The sequence below is a fragment of the Legionella santicrucis genome, assembly GCF_001468135.1.
In the GTDB taxonomy this organism is placed as follows: domain Bacteria; phylum Pseudomonadota; class Gammaproteobacteria; order Legionellales; family Legionellaceae; genus Legionella; species Legionella santicrucis.
In genome coordinates, this window is sequence record NZ_LNYU01000091.1 from 243,182 (window position 1) to 257,253 (window position 14,072).

Genomic DNA, 14,072 nt, shown 5'->3' on the forward strand with positions numbered 1-14,072 from the left:
TTGAGTAACATATCGTACAATACGGCAAATCATTTCTTCTTTAGTCATTATTATCACCTAAATAGTTAATATTCAACCAGATTGTAATTCATTTATTGAATTTAAACATTAGAACATTCCTTTATAATTTACCAGATCACACAACGATTTTTATTAGCCATAGGACTATCATTAGATAGATGAAAGGCTTCTTGAAATTGTGGGATATTAGCTAAACTTCCATTCACCCTATATTGGGCAGGAGGATGAGGATCGGTAGTGATTTGATTTCTTAATTGTTGCGGTCTAATATTCATTGCCCAAACATGCGCTGTTGCTAGAAAAAATTGCTGATCAGGAGTCATGCCAGCAATTGTAGGTGCATTTTTATATTCCTTAGAATGTTGGAATGCCCTATAAGCTAAGATAATACCTCCTAAATCTGCAGTAGCCTCTCCTACAACTAATTTCCCTTGTACATGTAAATCATCGACAACATAATTCGAATATTGATTTACAATACACTGTGTCGCAGCTTGGAACTTCGCTAAGTCACTAGGTGTCCACCAATTTTTTAAATTGCCATAACCATCAAATTGTGCTCCTTGATCATCAAATCCGTGAGTCATCTCATGCCCCATGACAAAACCTATCGCACCATAATTCACTGCTGCAGGAGCATTAGGAGAAAAAAATGGAGATTGCAGAATTCCTGCTGGAATATTCAGATTATTCATTGAGGGATCATAATATGCATTAATAGTTTGGGGGGTCATTGCCCACTCAGTTCTGTCTATAGGCTTTCCTATTTTATTAAGATCACGATTTGTTAAAAATTCATTGGCTCTAATAACATTTAATACATATGGTCCCCGATTAACCTCCAACTTAGAATAATCCCACCATTTAGAAGGATATCCTACTCGCTCCTCCATTAAATCCAATTTTTTCAAAGCAGCTTTGCGAGTAGCTGGGGTCATCCATGATAAAGTACTAATGTCTTCACTCAAAACAGCACGAATATTCTTAAGGATATCTAAAGCTTGCTTTTTATCTTCTGGAGAAAAATATTGATCTACGTACATTTTACCAATAGCAAAACCTAAAGCAGCATTTTCTGTACCTACAACCCGCTTCCATCTCGGTAATATTTTCTCCGTTCCAGTAAGAACTGAAACCATTTTAAAATTTTGATCCACAAAAGGCTTTGATAAATAAGAAGCAAAAGAATCAATCAAATGCCAACGCAAATACGTTTTCCAGTCTTCCAGAGAAATAGTATTTAATTGTTTACTCATATCCTTGAAAAAAACTGGCATTGCCATATTGACACTCTTGAGGTTATCTTGCCCCATAGCTGTAAAATATGCAGGCCAAGAAAAGTTTGGAGTCAATTGTGCTAATTGAGCTAGATCCATAATATGATAAATTGCATGAGGGTCACGTTGTTCTACTTGAGACATAGAAACCGTAGCCATTTGCGTTTCTAGTTTCATTACCGTGTTGGCCTCAATTGCTGCTTTATCTGGGGCATCTCCTAATAATTCAAACATCTTAGCAATGTGATTCACATATGCATCACGAATTTGTTTGAATTTAACATTATCTTTTAAATAATAATCACGATCGGGTAAACCTAAGCCTCCTTGTACTAAAGCCCCTATCATTTCACTACTATTTTTAAAATCTTGCATACTTCCAAAATCAAAAAAGACATCAACACCTATTTGATGTAAATGAGCTATTTCATTTTGTAAATCAGTTAGGTTTTTCAAATTATTGATACGATCAAATTCGGGCTGTAAAGGCTTAATACCTAATTGATTGATACTTTCTTCATCCATGCCACTGTAATAAAAATCTCCAACTTTTTGTTCAATACTACCTGACTTCGCCTTAGTATCTTTAGCTGCATTAATGAGCATTTGATGGATAATATTCTGGACTTTCTCGCTGATAATATTAAAACTTCCCCAACTTGAATAATCAGGGGGAATAGGATTATTTTTTTGCCAATTACCATTAGCATAAGAATAAAAATCTTGTCCAGGTGAGATATTGGTGTTTAACCAATTCATATGAAGCGCTTCTTCAGCAGCGCTTTTCTGAGGTTCAGTACTTGCAGCAAAAATCGATGAACTACATACCAAAGCAAAAATAAGACTGACATTAAGTCTCATGACAGAACTCTCCTTTGTAACGGCCCCCTATTACGCCTCGATAGGATAAAATTCTGCTTGCATTGAAGGAAGATACTCCTCTGTATCAAAATAAGTATATTCCCAAGCATCTTTTCTGACCATTAATTCACGCAATAATCTATTATTCAGTTCATGACCCGATTTGTAACCTTCGAAGGCACCAATTAGACTGGAGCCTAACAAATAAAGATCACCAATTGCATCTAAAACTTTATGAGAAACAAATTCTGATTCAAAACGAAGCCCATCATCATTAAGAACACGATAATCATCAACTACTATGGCATTATCTAAACTACCACCCTTAGCCAAATCGCATTCTCTTAATTTCTCATAATCAGAGAGAAAACCAAAAGTCCGTGCACGGCATACTTCTTTCACATACGACGTTGCAGAGAAATCAAAACTTACTGTTTGTGGCTTATCATTAAAAGCCGGATGATCAAAATCTATAGTAAAAGTAATTTTATATCCATTGTACGGATAGAATTGAACAAATTTTTCATTATCTTCCACACGAATGGGCTTAAGAATACGAATATACTTTTTAGGAGCATTTTGCTCACGAATACCCGCTGATTGAATCAAAAAAACAAAAGGAGCAGCACTACCATCCATAATAGGAAGCTCAGGTCCATTTACATCAATGTAAGCATTGTCGATTCCTAAACCTGCTAAGGCTGAAAGCAAATGTTCCACAGTTGCAATCTTAATTGGTCCCTGATGTAAGGTAGTACATAACATTGTATCTCCAACATTCTCATAAGATGCTGGAATTTCAACAACAGGTTCAAGATCCACTCGTCTAAAAACGATACCTGTATTCACTGGTGCTGGCCTCAAGGTTAAAAGCACTTTTTCGCCAGAATGCAATCCTACCCCTGTCGCTTGGATCACTTTTTTAGGAGTTCTTTGTTTTGTCATTCAGTGCTCACCTTGTTCCTCATGATATCAGTTTTTTGTTTTTTTACTTTGCGCGCAAAACTTCGCGATCCTATCAATATTTTACTATTTAGTCTAATATTTTTGTATCAAAGACTTAAATTTCCTTCTCCTATACCACACCCACTAAGTTTTATACATCGTTGCAAGCTCTCTCGGCTTCGGTCATGTACTTTATGTACACTCCCTCGCCTCATTTACTTGCGCCTTGTCTAAAACTTAGTGGGTGGCGCTATATAACAGAAGAAGGAATTCAAATTTATACCTCTTCTTGACGACGCAAAAATGCAGGGATATCTAAATAATCTACATCAGGAACATTATCACTATTTTGTTTTGCAGTGGAAGAGATGCTTGCCTGAGCTTGTTTACGAACCACGGCGGGTCTATCAAATTGTTGGTAATCTAATGAACCATCGCTTCGTGTGGTTTCAAGTAAACGAGCACGATGGGATTGTTGTGGTTGTGCTTGTTGATGACGTTGTCTTCCATCTCCCAAACCTGTCACAATAACAGTAACACGCATTTCATCAGTCATTTCAGGATCAATTACAGTTCCTACTACAACAGTTGCATCATCGGAAATAAACTCCTTAACTACATCGCCTACCTCTTCGAATTCACCAATTGACATGTCAAGTCCTGCCGTGATATTGACAAGGATGCCACGAGCTCCAGAGAAATTCACATCCTCCAGTAGTGGAGAAGCAATAGCAGCTTCTGCAGCTTGGCGTGCTCGTTGCTCACCTACAGCACTACCTGTACCCATCATTGCCATACCCATTTCCGACATTACAGTACGAACGTCTGCAAAGTCCACATTGATTAAACCTGGACGAGTGATTAAATCAGATATTCCTTTTACTGCGCCAAGTAGAACATTATTTGCTGCTTTAAAGGCATTAAGAAGACTGATATTTTTTCCAAGAACGCTAAGTAATTTGTTGTTGGGTATCGTGATCAGTGAATCAACATGTTCTGCCAGACGACGTATTCCTTCTTCAGCAGCCAATGCACGTTGTTTACCTTCAAAGGAGAAGGGTTTAGTCACTACAGCAACAGTTAATATTCCCAATTCTTTAGCAATTTCTGCGAAAACAGGGGCCGCACCTGTTCCAGTGCCGCCTCCCATTCCTGCAGTGATGAAAACCATATCCGCACCACTTAAAATTTCTCGGATAAGATCTCTATCTTCTTCTGCCGCTTCTCGTCCAATTTGTGGATTTGCACCGGCACCTAAACCTTTAGTAAGTTCATCACCAAGTTGAATATGTATTTTTGCATTAGAACCTTTTAGTGCCTGTGCATCAGTGTTAGCACAAATAAATTCAACGCCATCAATATTCTCTGCGACCATATGTTCAACGGCATTACCACCGCCACCACCTACACCAACGACCTTAATTACAGCATTATTGGTATAATGTTGGCCTTCCATTAATTCAAACATAACCCCGCTCCCCCCATATGTTTATTCTTTATCTAACAGCAGTAATAACCATAATGAAAACATCTGCTGATTTAATTTAAAACTATTTTGTCATCTAAAAATTGCCTTGGAACCATTCTTTCATACGTGCCCAGAAACTGCGAGTACTATCATTCATTGTAGGTACGTTGTAGTTTGATTCGTACTGCTGTTGATAACCATGTAACAATAATCCTACCCCTGTAGCAAAAGAAGGGTTTTCAGTTGCCTCAGCCAAACCTGATACAGAATGTGCGAAACCTTTTCTTACAGGCATTTCAAAACAGAGCTCAGCGAGCTCAATACCCCCCCGCACATTTGCGGCACCCCCAGTAAGAACAATACCTGCTGCCATCCTATCCTCAAAACCGCTGCGACGTAATTCATTGCGAACTAAAGTAAACAGCTCTTCATATCGTGCAGCAACCACATCAGATAGAGCCGTAGCTGAAATTTTTCGCCCAGGCCTATCATTTACACTTGTCACTTCTAACATTTGATTTGCATTAGCTAATTCAGACAATGCGCAAGCATGATTCAACTTAATGGTTTCAGCTGCTTTAGTCGGTGTACGTAAAGCCATAGCAATATCATTAGTGACTTGATCTCCTGCAATAGGAATTACTGCGGTATGTTGAATTGCGCCTTCAGAAAATATAGCGATATCTGTCGTTCCTCCTCCAATATCAATGAGGCACACTCCTAGATCTTTCTCATCCTCAGTAAGAACGGCATGACTTGAAGCCAATTGCTCAAGGATAATATCATTCACTTCCAATCCGCATCGGCGCACACATTTGACTATATTTTGCGCAGCACTTACTAGACCAGTAACGATATGCACACGCGACTCAAGCCGCACTCCAGACATTCCTATAGGTTCTCGGATACTATTTTGGTGATCAATAATAAATTCTTGAGGCAAGACATGGAGAATTTTTTGATCTGCAGGAATTGCTACTGCTTTTGCAGCATCAATTACTCGCTCTACATCAGCCTGCGATACTTCTTTATCACGAATAGCCACTATCCCATGTGAATTCAAACTACGAATGTGACTTCCTGCGATACCCGCGTAAACCGTTCGCACCTCACATCCAGCCATGAGTTCCGCCTCTTGAACTGCACGTTGTATGGAGTTTACGGTAGCCTCTATATCCACAACAACACCGCGTTTTAAACCACGAGAGGGATGACGACCTATTCCGATAATTTCTATTGTACCATCAGAGGTTACTTCACCAATTAATGCAATTACTTTTGAAGTCCCGATGTCCAATCCAGTGATAATATTTTTTTCTATTTTTTTTGCCATTATCGTTCCGTTTGTTGTTTCCACTGCACCGCCATACCACGTGGATAACGCAGGTCCACGCTTGCCAATTGCTCTATTTTTTCAGCAAATACCGCAGGATATGCCTTACAAAAACGAAGCAATCGTGCTTCAAGCTCTTTCTTTCCTAAATATATCTTGATTCCATTGCCTAAAAGCAATACCCATGATTGGTTTTCTCTTAAATTTAGTCCAGCGGCTTTCACATCATACATTGATAATATCTTACTCAATTTTTTGTAAACTTGTAAGACGTCTACTTGTTGAGATATAGGACCCTTTAAACGAGGAATATTTAGATCTGCAGGAACAGCATCTTCATTAAATAATCTGCCATCCTCCGTCATTAAAGCATTATTCCAAATCGCAACTGGTTTTTTTTCAACAAGTTTTATTTTTAAAGTATCAGGCCAAATGCGCTCAACACTCGCAGTATCCACCCAACCTATCGCATTTAATTCATCTTGTAATACTCTTACTGGAAAAGTAAAAAAACCATTAACCAAATACTTTGATAATATATTTTCCAGCTCCTGATGGGTTACATGTTCATAATTCGCAGAAACTTTAACCGTAGTAATTGGAAAACGCTCTGCATCAGACATATAATAATAACCCAAACGATAGGTCAAAAATATTGCACTTAAACTTAATACTAATAACCAACAAATATAACGCAAATTCCCAAAAACAACACTCCTATTTTTATCCATGACATTCATAGGTAATTGGTTACTAAATGTCGACGACAGTTCTGGTGTACTATCGCAATGCGAATCAGTTCATCAAGCAAATCAGGATATGATAAACCACTTGCCTGCCATAATTTTGGATACATACTAATCGAAGTAAATCCTGGTAATGTGTTTACTTCATTAAAATAAATTGTCTCCGTTTTTTCATTAACAAAAAAATCGACACGCGCCATTCCTTTACATTTTAATCGAAGAAAGATATCTGCTGCTGCTTGCTTTAATTGTTCATACAAAGTCTGACTTAAAAGAGCAGGTATTATTAAATCAGTTTTCCCACTCTCCAAGTATTTTGCTGAGTAAGAATAAAAACCGTCAGGATGATTCACTCGAATTTCACCCGCAACACTGACTCTTGGCTTTCCTGCTGGAACAATACTCTCAAGAACGGATAATTCAATCTCTCTCCCTGACACAAATGCTTCGACTAAGATTTCTTCGTCATAGCGTAGAGCATCCTCTACAGCATTGATTAGCTCAGCCATATTTTTTGCTTTATGTATCCCTACGCTCGAGCCCATGGCACAAGGTTTAACAAATAAAGGCCAACCAAATTCTGTAGCAACTTCTTGACAAAAACGTTGTCTTTCAGATGCTGAGGTATGCCATGACAGAAGCTTATAATTTGCTGATTTTAGGCCATTAATACAAACGATACGTCTTGCCATATCCTTGTCCATTCCAATGGCAGAAGAAAGCACATCGCAACCAACATAGGCAACCCCTGATAACTCAAGCATTCCTTGTAAACAGCCATCTTCATATAAAGGTCCATGTACTATAGGAAAAACAATATCTGCGTCAACAGATAAACGTCCATTAATAAGTAAGCCTGCTAAAGGCTTTGAGTTTTCAGTCACTACAGGAAGTTTTTCTTTGTATGCTAGTAAATCCTGATACTGATGTTGATGCAATAATCCATCTTTATCCATAGCAACAGGAATAATATTGTATTTTTTAGCATCCAAATGCGCTAAAACAGATGCCGCTGAAATCAATGAAATTTCATGCTCTCCAGATTTTCCACCATAAAGCAGAACCAGGTTGAGAAGCTTAGACATTAATAATCTCCAATAATATGTACTTCGCGCATCAACTCAATTGTTGTCTGCTCACGAACTTTAGTTTGTACTAAATGAATTAATGCTTCAATATCAGCTGCGATTGCGGAACCTTGATGATTGATAATAAAATTGGCATGCTTTTGAGAAACTACTGCCCCACCTATTGTGAATCCTTTCAATCCACAAGATTCAATCAACTGAGCTGCATAGTTGCCAGGAGGATTTCTAAACACCGACCCACAGTTATATTCATTTGTAGGCTGTGTATTTGCTCGATGAGCTAACAAATCCTTTATCACTTGCAAAGAAGTTTCTTTATTACCGAGATTAAGCTTAAATGTCGCAGAAACAAACCACTCATCTGAAGGCGCTAAAACGTGGCGATAAGCAACTTCATACTCTTCGGGTTTACGAACTCTTATTTCACCTTTTCGAGTCATGGTTTGCAATTCTACTACAAATTGCCAAGTTTCACTGCCATGACAACCGGCATTCATCCGTAAAGCCCCTCCCATAGTCCCAGGAATTCCTGCCCAAAACTCACCACCAGACATGCCATTGCGGGCACAGAAACGTGCCATGCTCGCGCAAGATACTCCTGCATCTACTTTAACTGTCTGAGCCCCCATAAGCGACATTTCTTTTAAACATCCTTGGGTAAGAATAACCGTTCCTGAGAAGCCACTATCTCGAATTAAAGAATTAGAACCCAGTCCTAACCACAACAAAGGTTCTGTTTCAGGAAGCTGGCGAAGAAATAACGACAAATCAGCAATATTTGCAGGCTTATAAAGCTTGGCGGCAGGCCCACCAACACGCCAGGTAGTATATTCCGCCAAAGATTCATTATAAAGCAAAGTACCTTGCAATTTATATGTAAGATCACAATTATTCTCTATTGCACTCATTTTGTTCTCATAATTCTTGCATCAAGTTCACCGCAATTTGTCCAATACTCCCAGCACCTTGCATCAGTATCACATCACCCTCTTTTACCGATTGATCTAAACTCTTTTTAAGAGATTGTTCATCTACCAAAGTAACCTTTTTATCCTTGTTTCTTATTTTTTGTGCCAGGCGTTCACTATTTACACCAGGAATTTCGGACTCCCCTGCAGAGTAAATGTCAAATAAAAACAACTCGTCAGCAAGACTTAACACATCCACAAATTGATCATGTAACGATTGGGTTCGTGTATAACGGTGTGGTTGAAATACATGTACTAAACGTTTGTTGGGCCATACATGACGAAATGCATCTATGGTTGATAGAATTTCTTGAGGGTGATGTCCGTAATCATCAACAACAATAGCGGATCCCTTCTCAAATTTTTTCTCGCCTAACATTTGGAACCGACGACCCACACCCTGAAATTTTTCCAAAGCTCGAATAATAGAAGTATCATCGACACCTAGTTGTGTAGCAATTGCAATTGAAGCTAAAGCGTTTAATACATTATGGCGGCCAGGATACTGAAATTGAATTTTTAATGGAGAATGAGATTTTGGGCGAATGACCGTGAACTCACTAATAAGTTCGTTTTGCGTCCAATTTACCGCACGATAATGAGCTTCTTCTACAAACCCATAAGTTAGTGTAGGTCTCTCAATAGCCGGTAAGATTTTGCGTACTTCAGGATCATCAATGCATACCACAGCCAAACCATAAAAAGGTAAATGATGCAAAAACTCAAGAAAGGTAGTTCTTAATTTTTCAAAATTGTTTTCATAAGTGTCCATATGATCTGCATCGATGTTAGTCACTATTGCCATCATAGGTTTCAAGAATAAAAATGATGCATCACTTTCATCTGCCTCAACAACAAAATAAGGAGACTTACCAAGTTGAGCATTAACCCCTAAGCTGTTTAGTTTTCCACCAATCACGAAGCTTGGATCCAATCCTCCTTCAGCGAGAACACTACTTACTAAGCTTGTAGTTGTTGTTTTACCATGAGTTCCGGCTACAGCGATACCATGTCGAAAGCGCATAAGCTCCGCAAGCATTGCTGCTCGTGGAATAACTGGAATCATTTGTTCGCGTGCCGCTACTATTTCAGGATTATTAAACTCCACAGCTGAAGAACGAACTACAACATCAGCACCTTTTATGTGCTCTGCTTTATGCCCTAAATAAACAGGAACCCCCAAAGATTTTAATCTTTGTACCGTGCTTCCTTCGCCTAAATCTGAGCCTGTAATGCGATATCCTTGATTGTGTAAAACCTCAGCAATTCCACACATACCAACACCACCAATCCCAACAAAATGTATTTGCTCTACGCAACCCATCCGTGAAGATATAAATTGTCCCGAATTGCTCACAATTCCCCCTTATGTTGACCTAAACTTACCATCAAATGAGTATTATTTCTGATGGAATATTTAGGTTGATAGCGGCCTCAACCCAAGAGCCTGCCAACGATTCTCATGATCAATGCGCAATAATAACGCAATTACAACACAATTGATAACCATACTAGCACCACCATAACTCATCAGTGGCAAAGTTAATCCTTTTGTGGGTAACAAACCCGAGTTAACCCCCATATTAATAGCCGCTTGTAAACCCAGCCAAAAGGTTAATCCGTACGCTGTATATGAAGCAAATAATCGCTCCTGTATATAAGCATTATATGCAATGGTCAAACCTCTAATTACTAAAATACTATATAAAGCCATAACCATTAAAATACCTACCAAACCTAATTCTTCTGCCAAAACAGCAAATAAGAAATCAGTATGTGCTTCAGGAAGATATAATAATTTTTGGATACTTTCTCCTAAACCAGCCCCAAACCAGCCACCTCGTCCGAATGCAATTAAAGATTGGGTCAACTGATAGCCACTATTATATTGGTCTGCCCAAGGATCTAAAAATGCGGTCAGACGAGCAACTCGATAAGGAGACGAAACTGCCAAAAAGGCTAATGCCCCCATGACTACTAACATCAAACCTATATAATAACGTAATTTTACCCCTGCTAAAAACAGCATAGCCATAACGGTACCTGAAATCACAACAGTAGCGCCAAAATCAGGCTCCAGCAGTAACAATAGTGATACCACTCCTAAAATGACCATAGGCTTAATAAAGCCCAAAATGCTACTACTCACTGCCTTTTGCTGACGAACTAAATAACCTGCCAAATAAAAAATCATAGTAAGCTTGGCTAATTCAGAAACTTGAACTCCTATAGGTCCTAATGCTAACCATCGTCTACTACCATTGACTGAACGACCAATTCCGGGAACCAATACAATCAACAACATGAACAAACATACCATCAGCATTGGCATGCTAATACGCTCCCAAACACTACTATCGGTTCTAACAATCACTAAAGCAACAATTAAACCTGCAGCTAAATAACACACTTGACGAATCAAAAAATGAAACGGTTGATGAAAATATTTGGTAGAAATCATGACTGAACTTGAGGCAACCATCATAAGCCCAATAATCAATAAACCAATAACGACACTAATCAGCCATTTATCATAAAGCGAAATAGGTTTGCTGACAGGTTTACCCCGTTGATTCACATGTCTTGGTCGCATCGACTTATAACCCGTTTACTAAAGAAGCAAAAGCCTCGCCTCTATGATTAAAATCGCGAAACATATCCAAACTAGCACATGCAGGAGATAATAAAACTACATCACCTGGTTTTGCCTGTAACTTAGCAACTTCGACAGCGTTATCTAATGAGGAAGCGCGTGATATTGGTACTACATCCGCCAATGCAGCCTCTATTTTATCTGCATCTTCACCAATTAAAATAATGGATCTTACAAAATCAGCAATCGGTTGAGCCAGTTCCCTAAAATCAGCTCCTTTTCCTTGCCCACCGGCAATAAGTACAATCTTTCCTTGCATAGAACCTCCTATTCCATTAATTGCAGAGATTGTTGCACCAATATTTGTCCCTTTTGAATCATTTATCCAATCTACGCCATCTAGGGTTCGCACCCATTGACAACGATGAGGCAATCCCGTAAATGTAGTTAATACCTCAATAATGTGTTGCTGTGTAATACCTGCCGTATCGGCTAAAGCACATGCGGCAAGTGCATTAAACCAATTATGCACTCCCTTGATTAATACAGAGTCAACGGGCAAAAAGCAAGTATGGCCCTTTGCCAAGTATATTTTATTCTCTTGCCGAATTAAACCCCAATTGTTTTTTTCAGGAGCATTTTTACCAAAAGAAATCCGATTAATATCTTCTCTCAAATGGCGTTTTTCATTTTCTCCCTCGTCCCAGAGAGAAGGAGCTTGAAGAGTAGATGAAGGGGTGCTAGTGCAGGATTTGGGGCTGATGCTTACCTCATCATGGCTAGAAGCCATAGGAACAGTATCAAGATCATCACGGTTAAATAACGCGACTTGTGCTTTATGGTAGATTCGCTGCTTCGCTTGGATATAGGCCTCCATAGTATGATGCCTATCTAAATGATCAGGAGTCACGTTTAAAATAGTAGCAGCAATCGGCTCCAATGAATAAGTTAAATCCAATTGAAAACTTGATAACTCTAAAACCCAAAGATCATATTGATGTTCATCATCAAGCATATCAAGAACTGGTGTTCCAATATTCCCAGCGACGGCAACTTTATATCCTGCTGCCTTAGCCATTTCTCCCACTAAAGTAGTAACCGTTGATTTTCCATTAGTTCCAGTAATTGCTATGACTGGGGCATGAATCTCACGAGCCAGACACTCTATATCACCATAAATAGCTACGCCTACCTGCATAGCCTTCTTTAAAAAAGGGGTGTCTAAAGACAACCCTGGACTGGCAATAATATCTGAGAGTTGGTGGATTATTTCATCAGGAATATCTTGGATATAAAGAGAGACATTTGGAAATTCTCGAGTAAACTCAGCAATACTCGGCGCTTGGGCGCGCGTATCAAAAGCAATAAATGGTTTATTATTTCTACGTAAATACCGTGCTACTGATAAACCAGTTTTACCCAAACCTGCAATTAAATACAACGGAGGATTCATGAGTGCACCTTTTTATCGAAGTTTTAAAGTCGCTAATCCGCATAAAACAAACACTACAGTAATAATCCAAAATCTAACAATTATTTTTGGCTCCGACCATCCTTTTAACTCAAAATGGTGATGTAAAGGTGCCATTCGAAATAATCGTTTACCATGAGTGTACTTGAAATATCCTACTTGTAAAATGACAGAGATTGTTTCAATAACAAACAAACCACCCATCATTAATAAAACCAACTCTTCCCGAATCACTACAGCAACAATACCTAGCGCAGCCCCCAAGGCTAAAGAACCTACATCACCCATAAATACTTGAGCAGGGTAGCTGTTATACCAAAGAAAACCAAGACCTGCACCAACAATTGAAGAACAAAAAATGGTTAACTCTCCAGTGTTGGGAACATAGGGTATGCCCAAATAAGGTGCATAGACTGCATTGCTAGACGCGTACGCAAATATACCTAAAGCCCCAGCAACCATGACTATAGGCATAATTGCTAATCCATCTAATCCATCAGTCAAATTCACCGCATTAGAACTTCCCACAATAACAAAATAACCTAGAACAGGAAAAAATATACCTAAACCTATAGTCAATGATTTAAAAAAAGGCACAGTTAACTGTGTATGTACTGGCAAAGCTGCATGCATGTACAAATAAATTACTGCGATTAGTGCTACTACCGATTGCCAAAAATATTTCCAACGTGCAGGCAGGCCCTTACTGTTTTTTAATACTAGTTTGCGATAATCATCAACCCAGCCAACAACCCCATTTCCTAAAGTCACTAAAAGAACAAGCCATAAACTGGGCTGTTGCAAATCGCCCCAGAGCAAGCAACTCACAGTAACTGCTAATAAAATCAACACCCCACCCATAGTTGGAGTGCCTGCTTTAGATAAATGTGATTGAGGTCCATCATCTCGTACCATCTGACCTATCTGCAAGCCACGTAACCAACGAATCATAATAGGACCACATACTAATCCTACTATAAGAGCAGTTAAAGAAGCCAAAATAGATCTAAAAGTCAGGTATTGAAAAACTCGTAACGCATGATATTGTCCTTGAAATAACTGCGTTAGCCAGTAAAGCATAAATTGTTCCTCTCGTTAGCGCCCAATGATAGGTTCTTATTAAATAATGCCCAACAGGTTAATGGGCCAAAAAGTGGCCAAGCATACCATAAACATACAATCCATTCAGCATTCTGTAAAAAAATTCTTGAACCCGTAATTCAATTCATTCAATAGACCACTCGCATAACAACATCTTTTGCCTCATTTGGCGTTACAAGTATTTCTACGGTGCACATTTA

The 14,072-nt window shown here is 38.8% G+C and carries 11 protein-coding genes; all 11 read right to left on the reverse strand.

The window, feature by feature from the left end; all coding sequences use genetic code 11:
• Window positions 1-128: 128 nt before the first annotated feature.
• The 11 genes from Lsan_RS18795 to mraY all read right to left on the reverse strand — a co-directional run bounded on the left by Lsan_RS18795 (window position 129) and on the right by mraY (window position 13,851).
• Window positions 129-2,159: a M13 family metallopeptidase gene (locus Lsan_RS18795; protein ID WP_058515643.1), complete on the reverse strand. Its 2,031-nt coding sequence runs from the start codon at window positions 2,157-2,159 to the stop codon at window positions 129-131.
• Between the two features lie 30 nt (window positions 2,160-2,189).
• Complete coding sequence (lpxC, locus tag Lsan_RS18800; protein ID WP_058515644.1) at window positions 2,190-3,104, reverse strand: UDP-3-O-acyl-N-acetylglucosamine deacetylase; 915 nt, start codon at window positions 3,102-3,104, stop codon at window positions 2,190-2,192.
• A 277-nt stretch (window positions 3,105-3,381) separates the two neighbouring features.
• Entirely contained in the window at window positions 3,382-4,572 is a 1,191-nt protein-coding gene (gene ftsZ / locus Lsan_RS18805) for a cell division protein FtsZ (RefSeq protein WP_058515645.1), read from the reverse strand.
• Between the two features lie 94 nt (window positions 4,573-4,666).
• The gene (ftsA, locus tag Lsan_RS18810; RefSeq protein WP_058515646.1) at window positions 4,667-5,905 is read right to left on the reverse strand and encodes a cell division protein FtsA; all 1,239 of its coding nucleotides are present in this window, start codon (window positions 5,903-5,905) and stop codon (window positions 4,667-4,669) included.
• Window positions 5,905-6,636 (reverse strand): cell division protein FtsQ/DivIB, encoded by a 732-nt coding sequence (locus tag Lsan_RS18815; protein ID WP_058515647.1) that lies wholly within the window; start codon window positions 6,634-6,636, stop codon window positions 5,905-5,907. The genes ftsA and Lsan_RS18815 overlap by 1 nt, the downstream gene beginning before the upstream one ends.
• A gap of 5 nt (window positions 6,637-6,641) precedes the next feature.
• Window positions 6,642-7,736: a D-alanine--D-alanine ligase family protein gene (locus Lsan_RS18820; protein ID WP_058515648.1), complete on the reverse strand. Its 1,095-nt coding sequence runs from the start codon at window positions 7,734-7,736 to the stop codon at window positions 6,642-6,644.
• Window positions 7,736-8,647, reverse strand: a complete 912-nt coding sequence (gene murB / locus Lsan_RS18825; protein WP_058515649.1) for a UDP-N-acetylmuramate dehydrogenase — start codon at window positions 8,645-8,647, stop codon at window positions 7,736-7,738. Before murB ends, Lsan_RS18820 begins: the two co-directional genes overlap by 1 nt.
• A 7-nt stretch (window positions 8,648-8,654) precedes the next feature.
• On the reverse strand, window positions 8,655-10,064 hold the full coding sequence (gene murC, locus Lsan_RS18830; protein WP_058515650.1) for a UDP-N-acetylmuramate--L-alanine ligase: 1,410 nt from the start codon (window positions 10,062-10,064) through the stop codon (window positions 8,655-8,657).
• A gap of 60 nt (window positions 10,065-10,124) precedes the next feature.
• Entirely contained in the window at window positions 10,125-11,300 is a 1,176-nt protein-coding gene (ftsW, locus tag Lsan_RS18835; protein WP_058515651.1) for a putative lipid II flippase FtsW, read from the reverse strand.
• Window positions 11,301-11,304: 4 nt separating this feature from the next.
• Complete coding sequence (murD, locus tag Lsan_RS18840) at window positions 11,305-12,753, reverse strand: UDP-N-acetylmuramoyl-L-alanine--D-glutamate ligase (protein WP_058515652.1); 1,449 nt, start codon at window positions 12,751-12,753, stop codon at window positions 11,305-11,307.
• Between the two features lie 12 nt (window positions 12,754-12,765).
• Complete coding sequence (gene mraY, locus Lsan_RS18845; protein ID WP_058515653.1) at window positions 12,766-13,851, reverse strand: phospho-N-acetylmuramoyl-pentapeptide-transferase; 1,086 nt, start codon at window positions 13,849-13,851, stop codon at window positions 12,766-12,768.
• Window positions 13,852-14,072 lie beyond the last annotated feature (221 nt).

Coding starts and splice junctions, on each gene's coding strand:
- lpxC (WP_058515644.1), bottom strand. CDS start 3,104: ATGACAAAACAAAGAACTCCTAAAAAAGTGATCCAAGCGACAGGGGTA.
- murB (WP_058515649.1), bottom strand. CDS start 8,647: ATGAGTGCAATAGAGAATAATTGTGATCTTACATATAAATTGCAAGGT.
- Lsan_RS18820 (WP_058515648.1), bottom strand. CDS start 7,736: ATGTCTAAGCTTCTCAACCTGGTTCTGCTTTATGGTGGAAAATCTGGA.
- ftsA (WP_058515646.1), bottom strand. CDS start 5,905: ATGGCAAAAAAAATAGAAAAAAATATTATCACTGGATTGGACATCGGG.
- Lsan_RS18795 (WP_058515643.1), bottom strand. CDS start 2,159: ATGAGACTTAATGTCAGTCTTATTTTTGCTTTGGTATGTAGTTCATCG.
- mraY (WP_058515653.1), bottom strand. CDS start 13,851: ATGCTTTACTGGCTAACGCAGTTATTTCAAGGACAATATCATGCGTTA.
- ftsZ (WP_058515645.1), bottom strand. CDS start 4,572: ATGTTTGAATTAATGGAAGGCCAACATTATACCAATAATGCTGTAATT.
- murD (WP_058515652.1), bottom strand. CDS start 12,753: ATGAATCCTCCGTTGTATTTAATTGCAGGTTTGGGTAAAACTGGTTTA.
- ftsW (WP_058515651.1), bottom strand. CDS start 11,300: ATGCGACCAAGACATGTGAATCAACGGGGTAAACCTGTCAGCAAACCT.
- Lsan_RS18815 (WP_058515647.1), bottom strand. CDS start 6,636: ATGGATAAAAATAGGAGTGTTGTTTTTGGGAATTTGCGTTATATTTGT.